The 25,741-nt window shown below is 60.4% G+C and carries 18 protein-coding genes and 1 pseudogene; 13 read left to right on the top strand and 6 right to left on the bottom strand.

Features of this window, described 5'->3' with window-relative positions; all coding sequences use genetic code 11:
- The first annotated feature begins 50 nt into the window (after positions 1–50).
- The 10 genes from E6W33_RS23685 to E6W33_RS23730 all read left to right on the top strand — a co-directional run bounded on the left by E6W33_RS23685 (position 51) and on the right by E6W33_RS23730 (position 12,469).
- On the top strand, positions 51–3,275 hold the full coding sequence (locus E6W33_RS23685) for an efflux RND transporter permease subunit (RefSeq protein WP_136419840.1): 3,225 nt from the start codon (positions 51–53) through the stop codon (positions 3,273–3,275).
- Positions 3,276–3,314: 39 nt separating this feature from the next.
- Positions 3,315–3,977, top strand: coding sequence for a protein-L-isoaspartate O-methyltransferase (locus tag E6W33_RS23690; protein ID WP_136419841.1), 663 nt, complete (start codon positions 3,315–3,317; stop codon positions 3,975–3,977).
- A 9-nt stretch (positions 3,978–3,986) separates the two neighbouring features.
- On the top strand, positions 3,987–4,310 hold the full coding sequence (locus E6W33_RS23695) for a rhodanese-like domain-containing protein (protein ID WP_136419842.1): 324 nt from the start codon (positions 3,987–3,989) through the stop codon (positions 4,308–4,310).
- A gap of 32 nt (positions 4,311–4,342) precedes the next feature.
- Complete coding sequence (locus tag E6W33_RS23700) at positions 4,343–5,662, top strand: TolC family outer membrane protein (protein ID WP_136419843.1); 1,320 nt, start codon at positions 4,343–4,345, stop codon at positions 5,660–5,662.
- Positions 5,663–5,980: 318 nt separating this feature from the next.
- A complete protein-coding gene (locus tag E6W33_RS23705) occupies positions 5,981–6,412 on the top strand; it encodes a type IV pilin protein (protein ID WP_136419844.1) in 432 nt (143 codons plus the stop codon).
- Complete coding sequence (locus E6W33_RS23710; RefSeq protein WP_168798738.1) at positions 6,406–6,933, top strand: GspH/FimT family pseudopilin; 528 nt, start codon at positions 6,406–6,408, stop codon at positions 6,931–6,933. The genes E6W33_RS23705 and E6W33_RS23710 overlap by 7 nt, the downstream gene beginning before the upstream one ends.
- Positions 6,933–7,385, top strand: coding sequence for a type IV pilus modification protein PilV (gene pilV, locus E6W33_RS23715; protein WP_168798739.1), 453 nt, complete (start codon positions 6,933–6,935; stop codon positions 7,383–7,385). The genes E6W33_RS23710 and pilV overlap by 1 nt, the downstream gene beginning before the upstream one ends.
- Before the next feature lie 2 nt (positions 7,386–7,387).
- Positions 7,388–8,602, top strand: coding sequence for a PilW family protein (locus E6W33_RS23720; protein WP_136419866.1), 1,215 nt, complete (start codon positions 7,388–7,390; stop codon positions 8,600–8,602).
- A gap of 104 nt (positions 8,603–8,706) precedes the next feature.
- Positions 8,707–9,183 (top strand): hypothetical protein, encoded by a 477-nt coding sequence (locus tag E6W33_RS23725; protein WP_136419847.1) that lies wholly within the window; start codon positions 8,707–8,709, stop codon positions 9,181–9,183.
- 43 nt (positions 9,184–9,226) lie between these two features.
- The gene (locus E6W33_RS23730) at positions 9,227–12,469 is read left to right on the top strand and encodes a PilC/PilY family type IV pilus protein (protein WP_168798740.1); all 3,243 of its coding nucleotides are present in this window, start codon (positions 9,227–9,229) and stop codon (positions 12,467–12,469) included.
- A gap of 44 nt (positions 12,470–12,513) precedes the next feature.
- Here E6W33_RS23730 and E6W33_RS23735 read toward each other — a convergent pair whose 3' ends face one another.
- Genes E6W33_RS23735 through E6W33_RS23745 form a run of 3 tightly spaced genes read right to left on the bottom strand, consistent with a single transcriptional unit; the run spans position 12,514 to position 16,977 of the window.
- Positions 12,514–14,418 (bottom strand): EAL domain-containing protein, encoded by a 1,905-nt coding sequence (locus E6W33_RS23735; RefSeq protein ID WP_136419849.1) that lies wholly within the window; start codon positions 14,416–14,418, stop codon positions 12,514–12,516.
- Positions 14,415–14,927, bottom strand: coding sequence for a YfiR family protein (locus E6W33_RS23740; protein WP_168798741.1), 513 nt, complete (start codon positions 14,925–14,927; stop codon positions 14,415–14,417). The genes E6W33_RS23735 and E6W33_RS23740 overlap by 4 nt, the downstream gene beginning before the upstream one ends.
- Positions 14,928–14,952: 25 nt before the next feature.
- Entirely contained in the window at positions 14,953–16,977 is a 2,025-nt protein-coding gene (locus tag E6W33_RS23745; protein WP_247869763.1) for a TonB-dependent receptor, read from the bottom strand.
- Between the two features lie 432 nt (positions 16,978–17,409).
- Here E6W33_RS23745 and E6W33_RS23750 point away from each other — a divergent pair, with 432 nt between their 5' ends.
- Genes E6W33_RS23750 through E6W33_RS23760 form a run of 3 tightly spaced genes read left to right on the top strand, consistent with a single transcriptional unit; the run spans position 17,410 to position 23,165 of the window.
- Complete coding sequence (locus E6W33_RS23750) at positions 17,410–18,588, top strand: efflux RND transporter periplasmic adaptor subunit (protein ID WP_282183712.1); 1,179 nt, start codon at positions 17,410–17,412, stop codon at positions 18,586–18,588.
- A 16-nt stretch (positions 18,589–18,604) separates the two neighbouring features.
- Positions 18,605–21,751, top strand: a complete 3,147-nt coding sequence (locus E6W33_RS23755; RefSeq protein ID WP_136419852.1) for an efflux RND transporter permease subunit — start codon at positions 18,605–18,607, stop codon at positions 21,749–21,751.
- Positions 21,744–23,165 carry an efflux transporter outer membrane subunit gene (locus E6W33_RS23760; RefSeq protein ID WP_282183713.1) on the top strand — a complete coding sequence of 474 codons (1,422 nt, stop codon included), beginning with the start codon at positions 21,744–21,746 and terminating at the stop codon, positions 23,163–23,165. Before E6W33_RS23755 ends, E6W33_RS23760 begins: the two co-directional genes overlap by 8 nt.
- Position 23,166: 1 nt before the next feature.
- Here E6W33_RS23760 and waaA read toward each other — a convergent pair whose 3' ends face one another.
- From waaA to E6W33_RS23775, 3 genes and pseudogenes are all read right to left on the bottom strand, one after another.
- Positions 23,167–24,432 (bottom strand): lipid IV(A) 3-deoxy-D-manno-octulosonic acid transferase, encoded by a 1,266-nt coding sequence (gene waaA, locus E6W33_RS23765; protein ID WP_136419854.1) that lies wholly within the window; start codon positions 24,430–24,432, stop codon positions 23,167–23,169.
- Between the two features lie 44 nt (positions 24,433–24,476).
- Entirely contained in the window at positions 24,477–25,496 is a 1,020-nt protein-coding gene (waaC, locus tag E6W33_RS23770; protein WP_136419855.1) for a lipopolysaccharide heptosyltransferase I, read from the bottom strand.
- A gap of 20 nt (positions 25,497–25,516) precedes the next feature.
- A pseudogene (locus E6W33_RS23775) lies at positions 25,517–25,741 on the bottom strand (phosphomannomutase/phosphoglucomutase); the annotation flags it as partial.

The raw sequence follows: 25,741 nt of genomic DNA on the forward strand, positions 1-25,741 counted from the left end.
ACGAATCCGTCAATCAAGGCGCGCGTCGCAACGCAAAGGAAATCCTAAGCATGTGGTTCACCCGCATCAGTATCGGCAACCCGGTCCTCGCAACCATGATGATGGCGGCGTTCATCGTGCTGGGTTTGTTTTCCTACCAGCGCCTGCGCGTCGACCAGTTCCCGGACGTGACCTTCCCGGTGGTCGTGGTACAAACCGACTATCCCGGCGCATCGCCCGAGACCGTCGAGTCCGACATCACCCGCAAGGTGGAAGAGTCGGTCAATACCATCAACGGCATCAAGAACCTGTTCTCCCGCTCGTATGAGGGCAGCTCGGTCGTCATCATCGAATTCGATCTGACCATCGACCCTGCGATGGCCGCGCAGGATGTGCGCGAAAAGGTTGCGATGGTGAAAACCGTGTTCCGCAAGGAGGTCAAGGAACCGCGCGTGATGCGCTATGACCCGGCGGACCGGCCGATCATTGCCATCTCGGTGACCAATAATGACAAGATCAAGCACCGCGACCTGCGCGACCTGACCACGATCGCCGATCAGGTAGTCAAGAAACGCCTCGAAAACGTGCGTGGCGTCGGCTCCGTCGCACTGGTGGGCGGCGTCGCACGCGAAATCCAGATCTATGTGAAGCCGGGCGAAATGGAAGCGCTCGGCGTCGGCATCGATCAGGTGATGAACGCCTTGCGCAGTGAAAACCAGGAATTGCCGGCCGGCGCCATCCGTTCGACAGCCGATGAAAAAGTGGTGCAGATCCAGGGCAAGATCAAGAATCCGCAAGACTTCGGCCGCATCATCGTGGCGCGCCGCGGCGGCCAGCCGGTCACGCTGTCGCAGATCGCGACCGTGGTCGATGGCCAGGAAGAGCAGGAAAACCTGGCGCTGTACAACGGCCAGCGCACCCTGGCGCTGACCGTATTGAAAGCGCAGGGCGAAAACACCATCGACGTGGTCGACGGCATCAAGACTGCGCTGAAGGAACTGGAACCGCGCATGAACGCGCTCTATCCCGGCGTCAAGATCGACGTCATCCAGGACAGCTCGCGCCAGATCCGCGTCGGCGTCGACAACGTGCGCCGCACCATGATCGAAGGCGCCGGACTGACCATCCTGATCGTGTTCCTGTTCCTCAATTCCTGGCGCTCGACCGTCATCACCGGCCTGACCTTGCCCGTGGCGATCATCGGCACCTTCCTGTTCATGTACATCTTTGGCTTCACCATCAACATGATCACGCTGATGGCGCTGTCGCTCTGCGTCGGCCTGCTGATCGACGATGCCATCGTGGTGCGTGAAAACATCGTGCGTCATGCCGGCATGAAAGTCCATGGCAGGTTCAAGGACCACAAGACCGCCGCGCTCGACGGCACCGCAGAAATCGGCCTGGCGGTACTGGCAACCACCTTTTCGATCGTCGCGGTGTTCCTGCCGGTGGGCTTCATGGGCGGCATCATCGGGCGCTTCTTCCATCAGTTCGGCGTCACTGTCGTCGCAGCCGTAATGATTTCGATGTTCGTGTCCTTCACGCTCGATCCGATGCTGTCCTCGGTATGGCCCGACCCGGCGGTGCATGGCGAACATGGGGACCGAAAAGGCATCTACGACCGCACCATCGGTCGTGTCCTTGGGCTTTTCGATCGCTTCGTGAAATGGCTGTCGCGGACTTACCAGACGCTGCTGGACTGGTCGCTCAAGCACCGCATCATGACGCTGGTCATCGCGGTCGCCACCTTCTTCATCGGCTTTGCGATTCCCGCAAGCGGCCTGATCGGCACCGAGTTCGTGCCGCAGGCGGATTATTCGGAAACCGGCGTCACCTACTACACGCCGGTCGGCTCCTCGCTCGAATTCACGGAAACCAAGGCGCGCCAGGTGGAAGCCGTGCTGCGCGAATTCCCGGAGGTGCGCGATATCTACACCACGGTCAATACCGGCTCGGCGCAAGGCAAGAACTATGTGACGACTTTCATCCGCCTGGTACCGCGCACGGAGCGCCAGCGCAGCACCGCGCAAATGGCCGTCCCGCTGCGCAACCGCCTGTCGCAGGTCGCCGGCATCACGGTAACGCACATCGGCTCCCTCGACGGCGTCGGCGGCGACAACAAGCAAATTCGTCTCAGCCTGCAGGGAACCGACCTGAAAGAACTGAGCAGGCTGAGCGAAGAGGCCATGAACAAGATGCGCGCGATTCCCGGCCTGGTCGATCTCGACTCCAGCCTGAAGGCTGAGAAACCGACAATTTCGGTGGAGCCCAAGCGCGATATCGGATCCGATCTCGGCGTCGGCGTGGCACAAATCAGCGGCGCCTTGCGTCCCCTGCTTGCAGGCGACGAGACCACAACCTGGCGTGCGCCGGACGACGAAAACTACAACGTCAAGGTGCGCCTCGCGCCATCCGACCGCAACAACACCGAAGACCTTGCGCGCCTGATGCTCGCCAGCTCGCAGAACAACGCCGACGGCACGCCGAAGATGGTGGCCCTGCGCCAGGTCGCCACCATTACCCCGGCGACCGGTGCCAATCAGATCAACCGTCGCGATCTCAACCGCGAGGTCGAGCTGTCGGCCAACGTGGTCAACCGCTCGGCCGGCGAAGTGAGTGCCGACGTCAAGCGCGTTCTGGAAGGGATGAACTGGCAGCCGGGCTATCGCTATCAGATGGGCGGCGCCACCAAGAACATGCAGGAATCCTTCGGCTATGCCTTGTCCGCGCTGGCGCTGGCGGTGATCTTCATCTACATGATCCTGGCGTCGCAATTCGCCAGCTTCCTGCAGCCGGTGGCGATCATGTCGGCCTTGCCGCTGACACTGATCGGCGTGTTCCTGGCGCTGATGTTCTTCCGCTCGACGCTGAACATGTTCTCCATCATCGGCTTCATCATGCTCATGGGCCTGGTAACCAAGAACGCGATCCTGCTGGTGGACTTTGCCAACCAGGCGCGCAAGGCGGGCGCCGACCGCACTGCCGCATTGCTGGAAGCCGCGCACGTCCGCCTGCGCCCGATCCTGATGACCACGCTGGCCATGGTGTTCGGCATGGTACCGCTGGCGTTCGGCCTCGGCGAAGGTTCGGAGCAGCGCGCGCCAATGGGACAGGCGGTCATCGGCGGCATTATCACTTCGTCACTGTTGACGCTGGTGGTGGTGCCGGTGATCTATACCTATCTGGACGATTTTGCAATGTGGGTCCGGCACAAATGGCGCCACGACGAACCTGACCGGCATCAAGGCGCGCCTGCAACACTGGTGCTGCAGAGCAAAAAAGACGATGCTGTTTGATAAAATGTGGTCTTTCTTCATTAACCCTCGAGTGCCGACATGAATATCGAACAAGCCCGTTTCAACATGATTGAACAGCAGATCCGCACCTGGGACGTCCTCGATCAGGATGTTCTCGACCTGCTGATGGTGGTCAAGCGCGAAGCCTTTGTGCCGCCCGCCTACAAGAGCCTGGCATTCGTCGACACCGAGATCCCGCTGCCGAACGGCGAGCACATGTTTGCGCCGAAAGTCGAAGCGCGCATCCTGCAGGAACTCGTGATCAAGAAGCATGAGACCGTTCTCGAAGTCGGCGCCGGCTCCGGCTACATGGCTGCCCTGCTGGCACACAAGGGACGTTTTGTGACGACCGTCGAGATCGACCCGACCCTCAAAGCCATGGCGCAGAAGAACCTGGCTGACTATGGTGTTGCCAATGTTGAAGTCGCTTTGGGCAACGGCGCGCAGGGTTGGGCCAATGCCGGCTCCGACGCTCCCTACGACGTCATCGTGATCTCGGGTTCGCTGCCGGTATTGCCGGATACCTTCCTCAAGCAGATCAAGGTCGGCGGACGCATCTTCGCCATCGTCGGCGAATCGCCCGCGATGTCGGCGCAGATCATTACGCGCATGTCGGACACGGCATACAACACCATCAAGATTTTCGAAACCGACGTCAAGCCGCTGCGCGAAGCACTGACGCCGTCGCATTTCGTGTTCTAAGGATTGTTCATGCAAACCATCACCGCACCGGAACTGGCCGCCTGGCTCGCAGATGAATCGCGCGCCAAACCGGTGCTGCTCGATGTGCGCGAGCCATGGGAATTCCAGACTTGCCACATCGAGGGCTCGCTGCCGATGCCGATGAACGCGGTGCCGGCCCGCCTGCAGGAACTCGACGACGACGCACCGATCGTCTGCGTTTGCCATCATGGCGGGCGCAGCATGTCGGTTGCGTCCTTCCTCGAACGCAACGGCTTTACCCAGGTCATCAACCTGACCGGCGGCGTCCATGCCTGGGCGCTGCAGGTCGATGGCTCGATGCCTACCTATTAACCCTTGTCTGATCGACTCCATCGGAGAACTGAATGCGGAATTCCGTTATCGCCACGCTGATTGCCGGCTCTTTCCTCTCAATGAATGCGCACGCCATCAATCTGCTGCAGGTGTATCAGGAAGCGCTCGCCAACGATGCGCCGTACGCCAGCGCGCGCGCATCGCTGACTGCTGGTCAGGAGAAATCGACACAAGGGCGCGCGGGCTTGCTTCCGACGGTCGGCGTAGGCGGAAGCTATAGCCGCTCCAACATGGATGCCACCGCCGGTGGTATTGCCTCCACCCGCGACTTCAATTCCAATGGCTATACGGTATCCCTGTCGCAGCCGCTGTTTCGTCTTGCAAACTGGGAGCAGTACCAACAAGGCAAGCTGTCCGTCGCAGTGAGCGAAGCACAATTCGCGCAGGCGCAGCAGGACCTGATCGTCCGCGTTGCGCAAGCCTACTTCGATGTCCTGTCCGCGCAGGATGCGCTGGCATCGGTGCAAGCACAGAAGACCGCGATTACCGAACAACTCGCATCGGCCAAGCGCAATTTCGAAGTCGGCACAACGACCATCACCGACACGCACGAAGCGCAAGCGCGCTACGATCTGGCGGTGGCACAGGAATTCGCCGCGCAAAACGATCTCGAAATCAAGCGCACCGCGCTGCAACAGATTATCGGCAAACCCGCCGGCGACCTGGCAACATTGCGCCCTGGTGTGAAATTGACCGCTCCCGAACCTGCCGTTGTCGACAAATGGGTGCAAAGCGCGGAGCAACAAAACTACGGCGTCGTCGGACAGCAGCTCGGCCTGGAAATCGCGCAACGCGAGATCAAGCGCACTCGCGCCGGCCACTTCCCCACGGTCGATCTGGTCGCCAGCCGCAACCACACCAATCAGACCGGTAGTGCGCTCAGCCCGGTTGGCAGCGTTTCCGACACCAATACCGTCGGCGTGCAGTGGGCGATTCCCTTGTTCGCCGGATTTGCGGTCGACAGCAAGGTGCGCGAATCGATCGCGCTGGAAGACAAGGCCCGCTCCGATCTCGAGAACGCGCGCCGCGTCGCCGCCCAAGGCGCACGCCAGGCTTTCCTCGGCGTAAACGCCGGCCTCGCGCAAGTCAAGGCGCTCGAAGCAGCGGAAATCTCGAGCCAGTCAGCGCTCGAATCCAACCGGCTCGGCTACCAGGTCGGCGTGCGGATCAATATCGATGTGTTGAATGCGCAACAGCAGTTGTATTCCACGCGCAAGGATCTTGCCAAGGCACGCTATGACACCATCGTCAACGGCCTGCGCCTGAAATCCGCCGCCGGCACCTTGAAAGAAGAAGATCTGGTGCAGATCAACGCATTGCTGAATCAGTAAGTGCGACCGCCATGGTGCGCTCCGGCACCATGGCGAACCCAGGCAACATCTCAAATCGCCACCGGGCCACCGCAGAGCAGAGCAGCCCAAAAAAATCGAGAGATCCCTCTAAACGGATCCTTGGGGAAGATCCACTCCCTTCGCGACAGCTTCCCACTCGCAATCACGGGTACAACTATGCCTGAGAGCATGATTTGGCCGCAAAAGATTTCATTTTTGCAACATTGACTCCACTATTTCCAGGTGGTACTTTCATCCAGAATACCTGTATTGCAACTATCTGTAACACCTACGCTGCGCTAAGGAAATACCCACTAGATGAAAAATCACGGTTTTACACTTATCGAGCTTCTGGTGGCTGTCGCGATCGTGGGCATTCTTGCTGTCATCGCGTATCCGTCATACACGCAGCATGTGATCAAGGGACGACTAGTCGAGGCCACGAGTCAATTGTCAACCAGTCGGGTTCAACTTGAACAGTATTACCAGGACAACCGTACCTATGGATCAACCAGCAGCGCCTGCGGCAACAGTATCGGAACACTCAGCGGCGACATGTTCGATTTCAGTTGCAACTTTGGAAGCGGTACCGCAGGCCAAAGCTTCGTGATCACTGCAACAGGGAAAAATGCGATGACCGGTTTTGCATTCACGATCGACCAAGACAACGTCCGCACGACTACCAACTTTCCCGGTGCCAGCGGCTTGCCGAAAAACTGCTGGCTTTCGGTGGCGAGCGAGTCGTGCTGAAGTCCTTGCGCAACATTGTCCGCGCGGCCGGCTTCAGCCTGGTGGAGCTGCTGGTCGTCGTCGGGATCCTGTCGGTCCTCTCGGCATTGGCCGCTCCCAGCTTCAGCCTGATGGTCGCCAATAATCAGGTAAGAACCGGCGCCGAAGGCATCCTGAGCGGCCTGCAACTGGCGCGGACCGAAGCAATCCGGCGCAATACGAACGTGTCGTTCACCCTCAACAGCGGCACCGGCTGGACAGTCGCCACCGTAAGCCCCGCAAGTAACATTCAAACCCGACCGGCGAACGAGGCTGGCCGAAATCTTCAGGTAACGAGCCTGAATGGTCAAACGTCATTGACGTTCACCCCGATGGGTGAAGTTTTCAACTACAGCACCGGCGGCAATCTGACGAGAGTGACCGTTGCTCCGTCTGCCGCCATCTCTAGCGGCGACAACCTGCGCATCGATATTTCCGCGGCAGGCCAGATTCGCATGTGCAGCCCGGCAATCACAATCACCAATGATCCGAGGATATGCTAATGCAAGCGACAATCCCGGGGCGAAAGCAAAGCGGCTTGATGTTGCTTGAGACACTCGTCGCCATCCTGATCTTCTCCTTCGGCATCCTTGGTCTTGTCAGCATGCAAGCAAACGCGATCAGCCTGAATACCGACGCGAAGTACCGCGCCGATGCTGCCCTTCTCGCAAACCAGTTGATCGGGCGGCTTGCCGTTTCGTCGCCAGCATCCGCTGCCAGCTTCGCACATCGTTCCAGCGGTACACCCTGCTCTCCCTCCGGCAGTGACTCCAGCGACGCCGCCGTCACGGATTGGCTTGCCGAGGTCAATGCCACTCTTCCCGGCGCGGACAGCGCGAAGCAGCAGATTACGGTCGACACCAGCAATAACGTTGTCGTGATCGCGCTTTGCTGGAAGCCGACCAACGGCACCCAGCACAAGCATATCGTCACCACTCAAATGCAGTGGCAATAAACATGACGACAGCTCCCACCCTCCCGAATCCGAACGTTCATAGCGCTCGCCAAAGCGGTTTTTCCCTGGCCGAGCTGATGGTCGGCATTGCCGTCGGATTGATTGTGACACTCGTTGTGGTCAGCACAATGGGCACCATGGGCTTGCAGCGTCGTACCGCAGTCTCGGGGAATGATGCCAAGGAGAGCGGGCAGGCCGCGCTCAACGTGATGGAGCGCATCGGAAGGCTCGCCGGGACCGGCCTCTTTTACAACGGCAGGCTGATTTGCGGCCGAATCAATGTCTATTACAACGGAGCGACCCTACTGAATGGCAGCGTGCTGATGCCGGTGAAGATTACCGACGGCGGTAGCACGGGCTCAGACAAGGTCACCTTCACCTACGGCAGCGCGACCGGCGGTCATTCCATCAGCCACCTGGTCGACAACATGCCCAACACCTCTGCCAACTTCACGGTCGGGAATGCGGGCAGCCTGGCGGATGGCGAGCTCGCCGTCGTCGGCGTTCCGGATATTGATCGTCCTTGCACACTTTTCCAGGTCACGGGATTTCCACCCGGCGGCGGCAACTGCAACAACATTACATCGAGTTGCGTCGACGTTCAGCACAACTCCGGCATCGCCGGACCTTATAACCCGTCCAATCCCAATAACGCGTTCACCGACGCGCCGAACTACGGATACGAAACGTCGGGTAGCGTAATCGGCCCTGCCGTCATTTCGCGCATCGGCACCTTCCACAACGACACCTATGAAGTGCTTTGCAATTCGCTGGTTTCCCATGCCGCGACTTCAACGGCAAGCTGCAACGGATCGCCGGTGTCATTCACCAACGCCACGCCCTGGGTCAGCAACATCGTGATGATCAAGGCCCAGTATGGCATCAGCGACAATATCAACAGCGACGTGGTCACGCAATGGGTCAATGCGTCCGATACCGCATGGAGCAATCCCGGCGCCGCCGACGTGCCGCGCATCCGCGCAATTCGCATCGCAGTCGTCGGCCGCAGTCCGGAAGCCGCCTTGTCCGAAGTAACCTCGGCATGCACCAATCAGGCTGGCGTCGCCAATACCGGCCCGTGCGCGTTTCAGGATGCCGACAGTCCCGTGATCAATCTCACGGCGGTGCCCGTCGTCAGCGGGAAATCATGGCGGAATTATCGCTATCGCGTCTATCAATCCGTGATCCCGCTAAGGAACGTGCTATGGAATTACTGATGCGCTCAGACCGGTGCCGAAACAGGGAATCGGGAATTGTTCTGCTTGTCACGCTCGTCGTCCTCATCGTTTTGACGCTCGGAACGATTGCCATAGTCAGGTCCATGGACACGAGCAACCTCATCTCCGGCAATTTCGCCTTCAAGCAAGCCGCAACGCACGCGTCGGATCGCGGCATTACTGACGCGACCAATAATCTTTCAACCATCGTGGCGGCCGACGGCGGCAACGCCGACCAGGCAAATCGCTATTTCAGCATCCGTCAGGCCAGTCGTGACTCGCTCGGCGTTCCCACCTCGATCAACTGGGCGAACGTCCAGTGCCGCGACGAAGAAAACAATTCCTGCGATCCGGCCGTCGACAACGGGAAATACCGCGTTCAGTACTACATCGAACGCCAGTGCAATGCCAATCCGGTTCTGAACGACCTGAAGAGCATCAAGACCAACTGCGATTACGAAGTCACACAAACCAGCCCGGAACAACTTGCCATCAACTATCGCATCATCGTCCGCGTGCAGGGGCCACGGAATGCCAGCGGCATGTACGAGGTCATGATCAGCGGCCCGGCATCCATCTAGTCGAAGCGAGCCTGATATGCATTCTTACCCGAGGAGATCTTGCATGCGTTTTTTTAGCGCAGGGTTGCTTGTCGCGGCGGCGCTGAATGCCTACGCGGGCACGACCGATATTTCCGATATGCCGATGGCGGTAAAGAACAATGTACCGCCGAACTTCATGTACATGATCGACAATTCCGGTTCGATGAGTAACATCGTTCCGGATACGCCCTACTCGGCGTCGACCCCCTACCTGAGCTGCCCAAACTCAAAGCTGGTTTCCAGCGGATTCACTGATCCGACCAATCCTCCGAGCTCACCGACGTATGACATCATCATCAAGAGCGATGGAACGGTATCGTTCAAGAGCGGATCGACGTCTTACAAGTTCGGTACCGGCACCGGCCAAGTCTGCTTTGACGCCACAAAGTATTACAATTTCCGCCTGCTCGCGGATTCCGAGTCGACATGCGGCTCGGGCAACACAACGTGCAAGACACCCGGCACCTATCTCGATTCAGTCTATAGCGGCAATTACCTGAACTGGTATTTCGGCGCGGCGGCGGCTCTCGACTATGCGAGCGGTCGCAAAACTGGTACGAAAACGCGCCTGGAAATAGCAAAAGACAGCGCGTCGGCGGTATTAAGCGCAATCCCTCTCAAGACTTCGCCCGTGAAAGCCAAGGCGAGAGTAGGTCTTGCGACCTACAACGGAGCCAACGGAAGCGAGGGAGGTGTGCTGCTTAGAGACGTAGCGGATCTCGATGCCACGCATCTGGCCAACTTGACAACCAGCATCGCAGGATTATCTGCAGCAGGCAGCACCCCGCTCTCGGAGACCCTCGCCGACATCGGCCACTACTTCACGATCCCGTACACGGGGAATCTGAAGCTTCACCCCGACGCAAGCACCCCGACAGTTGCCTCGGTCTCCAATGTGTTCAAACAGGGCGGCAGTACGCCGCACAAGCTCGCCGGAGCGCCGACATCGGGTGGCCCGGTTCAGTACTGGTGCCAGCGAAACTATGCAATCCTGATGACAGACGGCCGCCCGCAGTCGGACCAGGCGCTCTCGACCAATTCCTATCTGTGCGACTACGACGGAGATTCCGGCGGCTGCACGACGAGCGGCGCCAAAGCCTATGACAAGAAAACCGGCAGCGCTGCCTCAAATCACCCCGGACATATCGGTCCCGGCGTTCACAGTTACGAACCTGCCGGCTCGGACTACTTGAACGATGTTGCAAAGGCTTTGTACGAAATCGACCTGCGCCCGGATTTGACCGCACCTCAAGGCCGCAGCAAGAAGAACAATATCCGCACTTACACTGTCGGATTCGCCGACGACCAGGCGAAAAACGATCCGCTGCTGAAAGAGACCGCGGCTGAGGGCGGTGGCATTTTCGCGACCGCAGGGAACTCGGCGGAATTGGTAGCGGCGTTCAACAGCGCGATGAACGATGCATTCGCCAAGGACAGCGCCTCGGCCGCCGTCGCCGTGGTGAACACGCAGCTGACAGTCGACAACACAGCCTACGCATCCAGTTATAACTCGGGTTATTGGGTTGGCGATCTTCAGGCATATACCATCGACACCACCACCGGTATTCCGAGCTCCACGGCGTTATGGTCGGCACAGGCGAAGCTCGACGCCCTTGCCTCTCCGGCCACCAGTCGCAAGATCATGACTTTCAGCGGAAGTGCCGGCACACCATTTCGTCCGACTAACGTTACTATCAGCAGCTCGAACAACACGGATCTGATCAATTACCTGCGAGGTGACAGGACTAATGAAGATGGCGTGAATTTCCGCCGCCGGAAAAACCTGCTCGGCGACATCATCAACGCCGAACCCGTGGTGGTCAAATATGGCGATGGAACGCCGGTCGTCTTCCAGGCCGCCAACGACGGTATGCTGCACATCTTTAACGGATGCGGCTCCCCAAGCGCATCATGCGCCTCTTCCGCCGGTCAGGAACTATGGGCATATGTACCAAAGATGATTTGGGACAGCTTGGGCAATACCGGTGGAGGATTGGCCGACCCAAGCTACACGCACAAGTACCTGGTGGATGCGACACCGGCCGTTGCGGATATTTCAGATTCCGGATCAACGACGAAGCTGTTGGTCGGCGGCTTGGGTAAAGGTGGAAAGGGCTATTACGCGCTGGATGTCACCTCTTATTCGGCAGGCAACGAAAGCTCTCTGGCAGGCAAGGTCAAATGGGAATTCCCGGCCAGCGCTTCCAGCGTAAGCGGGAGCGTTGGATACAGTTATGGCACGCCGCTGATCGTCAAGTCCCCAAGCGGATGGGTGGTACTGGTAAGCTCCGGATTGAACAACAGTGACGGTTCCGGGAAGGTCTTCGCACTCAACCCGCTCACCGGCGCTGTCGTGCACACCATCGACACAGGCGTCGGCAGCGCGTCCAATCCCGCCGGACTTGCCCACATTTCGAAACTGAGTACGGCCGCACCAGGAGATGTGATCAATCAGGTCTATGGCGGCGATTTGCTGGGAAATGTCTGGCGCTTTGATTTATCCACTTGGACGGCTGCGAAGATTGCAGTACTGCGGGACGGCGCCGGGAATATTCAACCCGTTTCAACCGCGCCCGCAGTCGGTCGTGTCACCGGTTCATCCAGCAAGTATTTCGTGTATGCCGGAACCGGTCTTTACCTCGGCGATACCGACATCCCCGGCAACGGCACGGTCAACAGCTTCGCAACCCAAACCCAGTCGCTGTACGGCATCATCGACAATACAACGATCGCCACCCCACCGCTGCCCAATATCCGTGGCAGCAATGGCGCATCCTGCCCGGATGGTGGCGGCGACGGCGCGTTTGTCTGCCAGAGCCAGGGATCTGCTACCGATGGAAACTACACCGGCACGCATTACACGGTCAGCGCCTCCCAGAGCGGATGGTATTTCGATTTCCCCATTGCCAATTCCCGTTCCGTCACGCATCCACAACTGACCTCGGGCGGCGCATTGGTATTGACGCTCAATACCCCCACCAACCAGGTGTGTGATCCAGGCGGATCCAGTTCATTCGTCAACGTCGACGCCAGCAACGGCGGAGCGGTCGCCACCACGTCCGCAGCGACCAATTATTACCCCAGCATCTCCTTCATTGGTTTCGCACTCGCAAGCCGGCCCGTGGTCGTCAAGACCGCCAATGAAAAGCGTGGCGTGATTCGCCTGTCCGACCAGACCTTCACCAGCCCGATCATTCATGAGCCTCCGGTTACGAGTCCGGCCCCCGCAACGTGGAGGCGCATCTACTGGCGCGAGCTGATGTAATCAGATGCAGCACGTCTGGCGTTTACAGCACCGGTCCAGGTCAATCAGGGAGAAAATGACTCGGACTCGCGCAAGGCCACCTGGTTCTTGAGAAAATCGGCCATCAACTCCGGCGGCTGAGGCTCGGAAAAATAGTAGCCTTGCATGATGTCGCAACCGGCCTTGCGCAGGAATTCAAGCTGGAGGCCGGTCTCCACACCTTCCGCAACAACGGATAATCCCAGGCCATGCGCCATGGCGATGATGGCGGAGGTGATCGCTTCGTCGTCGCGATCGCCGGGAATGCCATGCACGAAAGTGCGGTCGATCTTGACCTGATCGATGGGGAATCGCTTCAGGTAGGCCATCGACGAATAGCCGGTGCCGAAATCGTCGATGGACAAGCGAATGCCCGCCGTCTGCAGCCGGTTGAGCAAGTCGACATTGGCATGCACGTTTTCCATCAGCACGGTTTCGGTGATTTCCAGTTCGAGCTGATTGGGGGATACCTCGTTCTCGCGCAGCGCGGCGAGGATGTCATGCATCAGGAGAGGGTCCTTGGTCTGGCGCGCGGAGAGGTTGACCGACACCTGAATTGCGCCAAGGCCGGCTTCGCGCCATGCCGCCACTTGCCGGCAGGCTGCTCGCAGCGTCCAGCGCCCGATCGGCACGATGAGGCCGCTGTCCTCCGCCACCGGGATGAATTCATTCGGGCTGACCATGCCCAGCTCGGGATGCTGCCAGCGCAGCAGAGCCTCCAATCCGACCAGCTTGCCATCACTCAACCTGATTTGCGGCTGGTAGTACAGCGCCAGTTCGCCGCGCTCAAGCGCCTTGCGCAGCTTGGTCTCGAGCGACAGGCGCTTCTGTACGCGCTGGTCGAGTTCAGGATGGAATTTCTCGCAGGCGTTCTTGCCCTTGCCCTTGGCCTGGTACATCGCGGTATCGGCGTTTCGCGTGAGGGTTTCCAGGTCACCCGCATCTTCGGGAAACATGCTGATGCCGATGCTCGCAGTAACGTAAATCTCGTGCACATCCACATCGAAAGGCGGGGCCAGCGTCACAAGGATTTTTTCCGCCACCGAAGTGCTGTCGCTTCCGGAGGCGACGTCGAGAATGACCGCGAACTCGTCACCGCCGATACGGCAGATGACATCGCCGCGCCGCATGCATTCAAGCAGCCGTTGCGCCACCAGTTTTAGTAGCAGGTCGCCGCTGTGATGGCCCAGGGTGTCGTTGACGATCTTGAAGTTATCGAGGTCGAGCAGCAGCAATCCGATGCTGCCGCCGGATTGATTCACTTTCGCCAGCGCCGATGAAAGCCTTTCGTTGAATGCATGTCGATTCGGCAGTCCGGTTACCGGATCGATATGGGCAAGGTAGTGAAGATGCGCTTCGGCGCTTTTGACCAACCTGCGCATGCGCGCCACCAGCAGGTAGGCGACCGCGAGCGAGCCCAGCGCGACCATCAGCGTCAACCCGGCGTAGCTGGCCAGGCGGGCATACAGTTGACCCAGGTTGGCGCGCAAGACGACATAACCGATGCCGCGGCCGTCGATATCGATGCGCCTCGCCAGTTCCACGTGATCGAGGCGGAATTCATGACCTGCCTCGACCAGTGAAAGTGGCGGCGCAAGGACCGGCTCCGCGCCATCACGACGGTAGGATGCCAGCCGCTTGCCCTCGAGGTTGAAGATGCCGGCGGCCTGGATAGCGGGAGACGCGTCGAGTATCGCGAGCGTTTCGGTGCTGGCCTGGCTATCGTTGAAGAGGAGCGCCGCTGTGCTGTTTTCGCTGATGATCCGGGCCTGCACCCCGATATCTTCGATCAAGGTCCTGCGCAAGGCGAGGAATTGAAACAGGATCAGCAGGAAGCTGGCCACCAGCAACGCAGTTGCCGCTGTCGCCAGATTGGCGAGGGTCATCCAGCGGCCGATTCGCGGTGAACCGATTGAAGGCAGCTTGCTCATTGCACCGTCCGCGCCAAACGCAGCAACTTGGAGCTCAATACCAGGCGCGCCTGCCGCGCGGCGCGCAGATTGATGTCGAACACAATCCGATTTTGTTCGGCCGACAATGCGATGATGCTTCCGTCGTGCGCTATTTCTTCGTCATCCGTGATCGTGAGCACGCTGGAATCTGCGAGCGCCTTCCTGATGTCGCTCCAGTGTTCGCGGTCGCTGCTGTCGAGGAACAATACCTGGCAACCGTGCAGGCCGCTTATTGTGTCGACTTGCCTGATGACGATGCGCTTGCCCTTGATCAATTTCTCTCTCAGCCCCCCGAGCGGTTGGCGAAGCGCGCTCACCGGATTGATGCAGATATTCATGGCGCCACCTTCAAAAGCAAGTTCAGCCGGCCACTCGGTGAACAGCGCGAAGTTATAAACGAACGCGGCCTTCAGCTCATACTCCGGGACCGGCTGCGCTGACAGGACCAAGGGCAGCAGCATCAGTGCAGTCGCCAGACATCGTGCCATGCAGCGTTTCAGCCCGCGTTTCATATCAGAAGTCGATAAGCAGCTTGAGTCGAAGCGTGCGTCCGTCCTGCACGATCGCATCCTGCACATGCTCTTCGGCGCCGGGGTCGGCGTAACGCCGATCAAACAGGTTGTACGCGCTTGCCGACAATTCCACGCCGGGCGCTAGCCGCATTGACGACAAGGTCATGTTGGCAAGCCAGTAGCCACCGGTTTCGCTCGACAGGGTCTTTCGCCTGCCGACATACTGCCCTTCCAGTCCGACACGCCAGCCGAGTTGGAAGACCGGCGCGGACAGGTTGAGTTTTGCCAGATGGCGCGGCGAGTTGGCAAGCTCGGTATCGGTCAGCTCATCGCGGGTTATCTGCCAGCTATAGCTCGTCCGCAGCCGTGTGCCGCCGCTCCATGCCTTTTCAAATTCAAGCTCCGCGCCATGCGCCCTCGCACGCGACAGATTCCTGAACACCAGCAATCCGTCGGAGGGATCCATGGTTTGTGTGATCAGGTCCGATACCGTGTTTCGGAATAAGGATGCGGTGATACGCGCGTCGGTTGCAAGATGATGTTCCGCGATCAATTCGTAGGTGCGGATGCGCTCGGCCTTCAGGTCCGGATTGGATTTCTGTCCTCCGGCGCTGAGAACCTCATAGTACATTTCGTAAGTGTTCGGTGCGCGAAATGCGGTGCCGTACAAAGCCTTGAGCGTCGTTGCCGGCGCCGCCTTGTAAATCAGAGCAAGCCGGGGATTGAAGGTGCCGTCGGTCGAAGAAATATGGTCATAGCGAATGCCGGCATTGAGCAGCAGGTCATTGCGCAGCGTGATTTCGTCCTGCAGGTACACGCCTGCCCGATTGCCGGTCCTGTGGTCGTCCAGGTAGGCCGAATAGGGATCAAGGTCGAAGTTGAACTGGTCGCGCCGATAGTCCTGCTGATACTCGACGCCGCCTATCAGCTTGTGGCCCGCATATCGCGTCACCATCAGTTTCGCCTCGGCGCCCCACCAGCGCGCTCCCGCACCATCGCGGTTGATGGTCAACGGCGGATAATCGTAGGCATAATCGCCGCGATAGTCATACCGGCCGCCGTACAGACGGGATGAAAACTCGCTCTGGTCAGCGAGCGTGGTCCGATAGCCGAAGTCGATGACGCTCTGCGTATCCACGCTGTATGAGCGCGGGTCGTTGAATGCCTGGCTGAATGACGCCGTCGGAATTCCCTTGGTGCGCTCGCTGTGCGCCGCAGACAGGCTGAAAGGTCCGAGCGCCCCCTTGACGAACACGCTATTGCCACGGTCGTAGTCGAGATTTCGGGCGATGCCATTATTGGTCGCGGGCGAATCGAATTCGCGGAAGTAGAGATCGGCCCCGCGATCGTGGAAGGCACTGGCCGACAACAGCCACTCGGCGCCGTTCTCGCCGCGCATGCCATAGCTTGCCCGCGCTTTGCTGGCGCCGTAACTGCCGGCTTGCACCGATGCCTGCGCCCCGTGCAGGTCGCGGCCGCGCTTGGTGATGATATTGATGACGCCAAAAAAGGCATTGGCGCCGTAGATTGAAGAGCCCGGGCCGGGCGCGAACTCCACGCGTTCGATCAGATCGACGTCCAGCATGAATTCGCTGCCGATCGAGGCCTGGTCATACAGCGCATCATTGTTGCGAACGCCATCCACCAGCAGCAGGAAACGCGTGTTGTAATCCCCTGGGCGCAAGAAACCCCGCGCGCCCAGGTAACTGTAATTGCGGTCATTGGTGACGTACAGGCCGCGCATGCTGCGCAGGATATCGGCAAGCGTCCGCCAGCCGAAGGCCTTGATATCGGCCGCGGAGACGACGGACACTGCCGACGGCGCGTCGCTAACCTTTTGCACGAACTTTGATGCGCTATAGACTTCGAGGGTGAGGAGTTGTTCGATCGGTAGTGCCGCAAGATCCAACTCGCTGGACACGGCCTGTGCATCGTTTTGCCCCGCCATCGCAACAGCAAACGCGCAAAGGCCGCCGATGCGTCGCAGCGGAAGCGACGACAAGGAACAAATCAACTGGTTCGGCATGTTCTCCACCCTTGCTCGAATTGGCGAGCGCGTCCCGTCAGGGACTCCACTATCCGGTCACTTCCGCAATGTGGCGGGGCATTTACAAAAGATGCCGGGCGTCAATATTTTACCCGAGTCCGCGGCTCGGGATTACGAAAACTGAATCCGTTTCTGACAAGCTGTCGCTGTCGGCACAGTGCTGGCGCGCTCAATAGCATTTTGTCTACTGATTGGAAAGTGCAAACAGGATCGAAAGGTTTTCGATAAAATAAGTAAGGTTTGCTTACAATCCAACCGATCGTGCGGGGCTTTCCGGCCTGAAATCCCCTCTTCCGGAATTTTCCCTGGTCTTGCCGTCCGACCGTCGTAACGACGGAGGCCTTCTTATTGTTCTGCGAGTTACTTATGACTTCAGTGAGCCGTTTTTCAGCAGTTGTCGCGATTATTTTGATGGCGTTCGGCATGACCGGATGTGGTGAGAAGAACGCGGCCGCGCAGGCACCCGGCCCCGGCATGCCGCCGCCCGAAGTATCGGTCGTGACGGTCGCGCCAGAGCGCATTGTCATGACAACGGAACTGCCCGGACGGCTGGAAGCGACGCGCGTCGCGCAGGTCCGCGCACGCGTGCCCGGCATCGTGCTCAAACGAACCTTCCAGGAAGGCAGCGACGTGAAGGCGGGCGAGGTCTTGTTCCAGATCGATCCGGCACCCTTTCAGGCTAACTACAACAGTGCGCAAGCGACGCTGGCAAGAGCCGAGGCCAACCAAGCCCAGGCCAACCTGAAGGTGCAGCGCTACAAGCCTCTGGTCGACACCAATGCCATCAGCAAACAGGAATATGACGACGCGTTGACCGCGCAGAAGCAGACCACCGCCGATATGGCAGCGGCTAAGGCCGCTGTCGAGACCGCACGCCTGAACCTCGGCTATGCCACGGTCAAGGCGCCCATCTCCGGCCGCATCGGCCGCGCACTGGTCACCGAAGGCGCGCTGGTCGGACAAGGCGAGGCAACTCCGCTGGCAATGATCCAGCAGGTCGATCCTATCTACGTCAACTTGACGCAATCCGCGTCCGAATTGCTGCAACTCCGGCGTGCGATGGAGAGCGGCCAGCTCAAGCGCGTCGGACCGGACCAGGCAAAGGTGACCCTGGTCATGGAAGACGGCACTTCGTATTCCCACTCGGGCAAACTGCTGTTCTCGGACATGAGCGTCGATGAAGGCACCGGCGCCGTCACGCTGCGCGCCAAGTTCCCCAATCCCGACCGCTTCCTGCTCCCCGGCATGTATGCACGGGCGCGACTGGAACAGGCGGTTGACGAAAAGGCCATCACGGTCCCGCAACAGGCTGTCATCCGCAACCAGGACGAAGCGTCAGTCATGCTGGTCGGCCCGGACGGCAAGGTGAGCACGCGAACCATCAAGACAGGCTCGGCACAGAATGACAAATGGATCGTGCTGCAAGGCTTGAAGGCGGGCGACCAGGTCATCGTCGAAGGTCTTCAGAAAGCAAAACCGGGCGCAAGCGTGAAACCGGTACCGTGGAAGAATTCCGGAGCCGGCTCGGACGCCGGTACAGCATCAAGCGCTACTTCAAGCACTACTTCGCAGCCCGCAAAAAAACCTTAAGCAAGGAATCCGCCAGATGGCAAAGTTCTTTATTGACCGCCCCGTATTCGCTTGGGTGATTGCGCTCTTCATCCTGCTGGCGGGCTCGATCTCGATCACCCGCTTGCCGATTTCGCAGTACCCGACCATCGCACCGCCGTCGGTTGTTGTTACCGCAACCTACCCCGGTGCATCTGCCCGCACACTTGACGATAGCGTCACCAGCCTGATCGAACAGGAAATGAACGGCGCGGAGGGCTTGCAGTACATCGAGTCGCAAAGCCAGGCGAACGGCCAGACGCAGATCACCGTCACCTTCCTCCCGGGCACCAATCCCGATCTCGCCGCCGTCGACGTGCAGAACCGCATCAAGCGTGTCGAGTCGCGCCTGCCGCAAGCGGTCGCGCAGCAGGGCGTACAGGTGACCAAGGCGCGCAGCAACTTCCTGCTGTTCACCACCCTTTCCTCCACCGATGGCCGGCTGGACCCGGTGGCGCTGGGCGATTACTTGTCGCGCAATGTCCTGAACGAAATCAAGCGCATCCCCGGCGTCGGCGATGCAACGCTGTTCGGCACCGAACATGCGATGCGCATCTGGATCGACCCCGCCAAGCTGGTCGGCTTCAAGCTGACCCCGGCCGACGTCGCCGCCGCGATCCGCGCGCAGAATGCGCAGGTCGCGTCCGGCACGCTGGGCGACACGCCGAACCAGAACTCGCAGCAGATCACCGCCCAGGTTGTGGTGAGCGGCCAGCTCGCGACACCCGAGCAGTTCGGCAACATCGTGTTGCGCGCCAGCGCGAGCGGCGCCACGGTTCGCCTGCGCGACGTGGCCCGCATCGAACTCGGCGGCCAGGCCTATGCCACATCGGCCCGGCTGGACGGCAAGCCCACCTCGGCCATCGGCGTACTGCTCTCCCCGACCGCCAATGCGCTCGAAACGGCCAAGGCGGTGCGTGCGAAGATGCAGGAGCTCTCGCGTTATTTCCCGGCCGGCGTCAAATACGATATCCCCTACGACACCTCACTCTTCGTACAGATTTCCATTGAAGAAGTGGTCAAGACCTTGCTTGAAGCCATCGTGCTGGTGTTCCTGGTGATGTATCTGTTCCTGCAGAATATCCGCTACACGTTGATCCCGACCATTGTCGTGCCGGTTGCGCTGATGGGTACCTTCGGCATGATGGCCGCATTCGGTTTCTCGATCAACGTGCTTACCATGTTCGGCATGGTGCTGGCGATCGGTATCCTGGTTGACGATGCGATCGTGGTGGTGGAAAACGTCGAGCGCATCATGAGCGAGGAAGGCTTGTCGCCACGTGACGCCACCCGCAAGGCGATGGGCCAGATCACCGGCGCCATCATCGGCATCACGCTGGTGCTGGTCGCAGTGTTCATCCCGATGGCATTCTTCGGCGGCGCGGTCGGTGCGATCTATCGCCAGTTCTCGCTGTCGATGGTCTCGTCGATGCTTTTCTCGGCGCTGATGGCCCTGTCGCTGACGCCGGCGCTCTGCGCGACGCTGCTCAAGCCGGTCGAGGCGGGCCACCATCATGAAAAGAAAGGTTTCTTCGGCTGGTTCAATCGCGGCTTCCACCGAACGGCAAACAACTATCAGGGCCTGATCGGTCGGATGCTCGGCAAGACTGGCCGCTACATGGCGATCTATGGCGCCATCATCGCCTGCGTCGCGTTTCTGTATGCAAGACTGCCCTCGTCCTTCCTGCCGATCGAAGACCAGGGCTATCTGATTACCAACGTGCAGCTTCCGCCAGGTGCAAGCGTCAACCGCACACTCGATGTCATCAAGCAGGTGGAAAATTATTACCTGAAGCAATCGTCGATCCAGCATACGGTCGCCGTGACCGGTTTCAGTTTCTCCGGCAGCGGCCAGAACGCCGGCCTGGTGTTCACGCCGCTGAAGGACTGGAGCGAGCGCGGCAAGGGAGAATCCGCAACCGAGATCGCCGGCCGCGCATTCGGTGCGCTGTCGCAAATCCGCGATGCCATCATCTTCCCGGTCAACCCGCCGCCGATTCGCGAGCTGGGCAATGCGACAGGCTTCACCTTCCGCCTGCAGGACCGCGGCGGCCTCGGCCATGAAGCGCTATTGGCCGCGCGCAATCAGTTGCTGGGCATGGCCGCGAAGAACCCGGCACTGCAAGGCGTTCGTCCGGAAGGACTGGAAGACACACCGCAACTGGAACTGCGCATCGATCGCGACAAGGCCAACGCGCTCGGCGTTACCTTCGCCGACATCAACAGCACCTTGTCGAATGCCTTCGGCTCGGCCTATCTGAATGATTTCCCCAGTGCGGGCCGGCAACAGCGCGTGATCCTGCAAGCGGACTCGCCCGAACGGATGCAGCCACAGGATTTGCTGAACCTGTATGTGCGCAATACGCAGGGCACGATGGTGCCGTTCTCGGCGTTCGCCAGCACGAAATGGGACACCGGCCCAGTGCAACTGGTCCGCTACAACGGCTATCCGGCGATGAAGATTTCCGGTGATGCGGCGCCGGGACGGAGCACCGGCGAAGCGATGGCAGAAATGGAAAAACTGGCTCAGCAACTGCCGGCCGGCTTCGGCTACGAATGGACCGGCGGCTCCCGCGAAGAAAAGACGTCCGGCTCGCAAGCGCCCGCGCTGTTTGCGCTGTCGCTGATCGCGGTATTCCTGGTGCTGGCAGCATTGTATGAAAGCTCCTCGATTCCGCTCTCGGTATTGCTGGTGGTGCCGCTCGGTGTACTCGGCGCCCTGCTCGGTGCGACCTTGCGCGGCATGCCGAACGACGTGTACTTCAAGGTCGGCCTGATTGCCATCATCGGCCTGTCAGCGAAGAACGCGATTCTGATCATCGAATTCGCGAAAGACTTGCAGGCACAAGGCAGACCCCTGATCGACGCCACCCTGGAAGCGGTTCACTTGCGTTTCCGCCCGATCATCATGACCTCGCTCGCATTCATTCTTGGCGTGCTGCCGCTGGCGATCGCGACCGGCGCCGGCTCTGCAAGCCAGCGCGCGATCGGCACAGGCGTGATGGGCGGCATGATCACCGCCACGGTGCTGGCAGTCGTTCTGGTACCGGTGTTCTTCGTCGTTGTGCGCAAGATCTTCAAGGGCAGCGAGCGGCAACGACAGATGTACGCCGCGCACATGCAACAGGAGAACAATGATGATTAAGCGATTGACACTATCGCTGGCAGCCGCGGGTCTGGTCACGGGATGTTCGCTCGCGCCGACATTCCATCGTCCGGATGCGCCGATCGCCACCGTCTACCCGGTAGAGACCGGCCAGGCCGCCGACAATGCCGCGGCGATCGGCTGGCGCGAGTTCTTTCCGGATCAGAGGCTGCAAGCCTTGATCGAGACTGCGCTGGCCAACAACCGCGACCTGCGCATTGCGGCCTTGCGCATCGAGGAAGCACGCGCACAGTACAACATCCAGTCCGCCGACCTGCTGCCGACGCTGAACGCCGCCGCCAGCGGCGCGCGCTCGCGCACTCCCGCCAGCCTGTCCCTGAGCGGCAGATCGACCGTCAACAGCAGCTATCAGGTCGGCCTCAGCCTGGCGTCCTTCGAGCTGGATTTCTTCGGCCGCGTGCGCAGCCTGAACGACGCCGCACTGGCGCAATACCTGGCTACGGAAGAGGCTGCGCAAGCAGCAAGGATTTCACTGGTGTCCGAAGTCGCGAAAGCCTATCTTGCCGAGCGCGCTTTTGCCGAGCAATACGAGCTCGCCCGCAAGACTGTTGAAAGCCGCGACGAAGCCTACAAGCTCGCCAGGCAGCGCTTCGATGTCGGCGCATCCTCCGCGCTCGACCTGCGTCAGAATGAAATCCTGGTGCAGACCGCGCGTGCGTCGCTCGCCACACTCACACGGCAACGCGCACAGGCAGTGAATGCGCTGACGCTGCTGGTGGGCACACCGCTGACAAACCTGCCGGCGGCGCAGTCGCTCGACTCGCAAGACATCGTCACCGATATTCCCGCGGGCCTGCCCTCAGACCTGCTGATACGCCGACCGGATATCCGCGCCGCCGAACAGCGCTTGAAAGCGGCCAACGCGAACATCGGCGCCGCACGCGCCGCCTTCTTCCCGCGCATTTCACTGACCGCGGGCATCGGCACTGCCAGCAATGCGCTGGATGGGTTGTTTGAAGCAGGCTCACGCACCTGGTCGTTCACGCCACAGTTGCTGCTGCCGATCTTCGATGCGGGCCGCAACAGCGCCAGCCTCAGCCTGGCCGAAGTGCGCAACAACGTCGCCGTGGCGGAGTACGAAAAGAGCATCCAAACCGCATTTCGCGAGGTCGCTGATGCCCTCACTGCACGCAGCGCACTCGAGGAACAGATCGAAGCGCAACGCGCCGTGCAAGTCGCACAGGCAGAACGCCTGAAGCTGGCCGACCTGCGTTATCAGAACGGCGTCGCCAGCTCACTGGATGTGCTCGACGCACAACGCGAACTGTTCTCCGCCGAGCAGGCACTGGTGCAGGCGAGGTTGCTGCGCCTGACGAATGCAATTGACCTCTATCGGGCGCTTGGAGGCGGTACAGGGGAAACCGGCGCGAAAGCGTCGGGCAAACAGGACTAGGCTAACCGAGAAGAGGCTTCAATAGCGCCATCGTGCGTTCGGTGGCGCCGCGATGCTGCCGCGCGAACGCTTCGGCGTTGACGCCCATCGCCAGGCGCGCATGTTCGGATCGCAGCAGGCGCGCCGCCTCGTTCAGCATCTCGCCGGCATCGGCGACGCGCAATGCCGCACCTGCGGCGATTGCGTCCTCGCTCACTGTCGCGAAATTGAATGTATGCGGCCCGATCAATACCGGCTTGCCGACCGCGCAGGCTTCGATCAGATTTTGTCCACCCAGCGGAAGCAGACTGCCGCCGATGAATGCGAGGTCGCATGCCGCGTAGTATGCAAACATTTCCCCCATCGAGTCCCCCAGCAGGATACGGACGTCCGGCCCGACAGCATCCTCGCCCAGCGCAGACCTGCGGCATAAGCGCAGGCCTTGCGCTTGCACCAGCCGCGCCACTTCGTCGAAGCGTTGCGGGTGACGCGGCACGATCACGACGAGTGCATCATTCAACGCCGCTGTTGGCAAGGCCTCGAGAATCAGCGCCTCCTCCCCTTCCCGCGTACTCGCGCACAGAAGCACCGGCCGCGCGCCGATCTGCGCCCTGAGCCGTGCGCCGCGCGTCAGCATGTTCTCGTCCGGCGCGACATCGAACTTGATGCTGCCGGTCACACGCACATTCGGCGCGCCAAAGGAACGCAAGCGGCGCGCGTCGGCCTCGGTTTGCGCTGCCACGCACGAAAAGGCGCGCGCTGCCTCGGACATCAGCGCAGACAGCCTTTGCGCCTTGACGAGCGAACGCTCGGACAGGCGCGCGTTGACCAATGCCACCGGGACATGATGGCGGGCGCATTGTGCCATCACATTCGGCCAGACCTCGGTTTCCATCAGAATGCAGATGCGCGGCGCAAAGTGGCGCAGGAATCTGCCGACCATCCACCCCGTGTCGTACGGCAGGTAAGACTGAACCACGCGTGCACCGTGCTTTGCGAACAAGGCCTTGCCGGTCGTGCGTCCGGTCGGCGTCATGTGCGTGAGCAGGATGGCGTGTTCGGGGTACGCACGCAGCAGGGCGTCAATCAGCGGTTCGGCGGCGCGTGTTTCCCCAACGGATACCGCGTGCACCCAGATCACTCGGCTGGCGGGTGCGCTGTTTTTATAGAAGCCAAGGCGTTCACCCAGGTGCTGACGGTATCCGGGCTCCTTGCGGCCACGCGACCACAATCTTGCCAGGACCAAAGGCAGCGCCAGCCACCATGCGAGGGAATATAGAAAACGCATCAGTTCAGTGTTCTTTCGTACGGTCCGATGTCGGACCGATCGCATTATGCCGTATCGGCCTGCTTGCCACCCATGCCCTTGGCCGCACCGAGCAGCGCCGTCACGGCGGCATCGACCTGCGCGACGGTGGGCGGCATTCCCTGGTCGCCAAGATTGATGATATTGCGCGACCAGTCGCCTTCCGTCTTCCACCGCGGAGAATCGCAATACAGCTCGATGGTGGGACGATTGTACGCGGCGGCAATATGCGTCAATCCCGTGTCGACCCCGACAGCGAGCGCCGCACGCTGCGCAAAGAACACAGCTTCCATCATCGACAGTTTTGGCAGCACGCGCGCATTCGGCATTTGTGCCGCAAGCTGCTGCGCCGCCTGTCTTTCCGTCTCGCTTCCCCAGGCCAGCAATACCTGCAAGCCACGTGCTTGCAGCATGCGTGCCGTTGCAACCCAGTTGGCAGGTGCCCACTGCTTGGAAGCGCGTGCCGTCGCATGAAAGAAGGCCGCATAAGGTGCGTCGGGCAGCCATGACGGCGGCTGCGGCAAATCCGGCTGGCGCAAGCTGAAATCAGCAGGCGTGTCGACCTTATAGCCGAGCGCGGCTGCGGCAACGAGCCGTCCGCGCTGCACCGCATGGGTACGCAATCCGACCGGCACGCTCATGGTGTGGAAAATCCGCGATGCCCCCTCATAGCCCGAGCCTTCCGTGCCGTTGGCAAGGCCAACGCGCTTTCCGCCTCTGGCCAGACGCGCCATCTGCATGACAATGCCGGTCTTCAGGAGGCCTTGCGTATCGAATACGAAGTCATAGGACTCGGCTCGCAAGCGTCGGTAGAACGCGCCCATTTCGGCACGCGTTGGCGACGACAGCAAGCTCTTTCGCCAGCGCCGCAGCGCAAACGGAATCACATGACGAACGCCCGTATTAAGCTGCACGAGGCTCGCGTAGGCCTCCTCGACGACCCAGTCGATCGTGGCGTCGGGAAAATGGCGCCGGATATCAGCCACCATCGGCATGTTGTGAACCACGTCGCCGAGCGAGGATACGCGTACGATCAGGATGTTCACGTTGGTACCGAGTGGTTTCGTCAGAAAGGCAAGGCGGAGTCCGGCTTGCAGGCAAGGATGGCGCGCCGGAATTCCTCCTGGATGCGCTTCAGTGCCTGTGCCGATTCGCCCTCGAAGCGCATCACCACCACCGGCGTGGTATTGGACGAACGCGCCAGCCCGAATCCGTCCGCATACTCCACCCGCAAGCCGTCGATCGTGACGATGTTCTGTGCTTCCGGGAAGCGCGCCTCCTGCTGCAGCTT

Origin of the sequence: Herbaspirillum sp. ST 5-3 (genome assembly GCF_004804275.1) — a bacterium.
Lineage (GTDB): Bacteria > Pseudomonadota > Gammaproteobacteria > Burkholderiales > Burkholderiaceae_D > Noviherbaspirillum.

Coding starts and splice junctions, on each gene's coding strand:
- E6W33_RS23685 (WP_136419840.1), top strand. CDS start 51: ATGTGGTTCACCCGCATCAGTATCGGCAACCCGGTCCTCGCAACCATG.
- E6W33_RS23690 (WP_136419841.1), top strand. CDS start 3,315: ATGAATATCGAACAAGCCCGTTTCAACATGATTGAACAGCAGATCCGC.
- E6W33_RS23695 (WP_136419842.1), top strand. CDS start 3,987: ATGCAAACCATCACCGCACCGGAACTGGCCGCCTGGCTCGCAGATGAA.
- E6W33_RS23700 (WP_136419843.1), top strand. CDS start 4,343: ATGCGGAATTCCGTTATCGCCACGCTGATTGCCGGCTCTTTCCTCTCA.
- E6W33_RS23705 (WP_136419844.1), top strand. CDS start 5,981: ATGAAAAATCACGGTTTTACACTTATCGAGCTTCTGGTGGCTGTCGCG.
- pilV (WP_168798739.1), top strand. CDS start 6,933: ATGCAAGCGACAATCCCGGGGCGAAAGCAAAGCGGCTTGATGTTGCTT.
- E6W33_RS23720 (WP_136419866.1), top strand. CDS start 7,388: ATGACGACAGCTCCCACCCTCCCGAATCCGAACGTTCATAGCGCTCGC.
- E6W33_RS23725 (WP_136419847.1), top strand. CDS start 8,707: ATGGACACGAGCAACCTCATCTCCGGCAATTTCGCCTTCAAGCAAGCC.
- E6W33_RS23730 (WP_168798740.1), top strand. CDS start 9,227: ATGCGTTTTTTTAGCGCAGGGTTGCTTGTCGCGGCGGCGCTGAATGCC.
- E6W33_RS23735 (WP_136419849.1), bottom strand. CDS start 14,418: ATGAGCAAGCTGCCTTCAATCGGTTCACCGCGAATCGGCCGCTGGATG.
- E6W33_RS23740 (WP_168798741.1), bottom strand. CDS start 14,927: ATGGCACGATGTCTGGCGACTGCACTGATGCTGCTGCCCTTGGTCCTG.
- E6W33_RS23745 (WP_247869763.1), bottom strand. CDS start 16,977: ATGCCGAACCAGTTGATTTGTTCCTTGTCGTCGCTTCCGCTGCGACGC.
- E6W33_RS23750 (WP_282183712.1), top strand. CDS start 17,410: ATGGCGTTCGGCATGACCGGATGTGGTGAGAAGAACGCGGCCGCGCAG.
- E6W33_RS23755 (WP_136419852.1), top strand. CDS start 18,605: ATGGCAAAGTTCTTTATTGACCGCCCCGTATTCGCTTGGGTGATTGCG.
- E6W33_RS23760 (WP_282183713.1), top strand. CDS start 21,744: ATGATTAAGCGATTGACACTATCGCTGGCAGCCGCGGGTCTGGTCACG.
- waaA (WP_136419854.1), bottom strand. CDS start 24,432: ATGCGTTTTCTATATTCCCTCGCATGGTGGCTGGCGCTGCCTTTGGTC.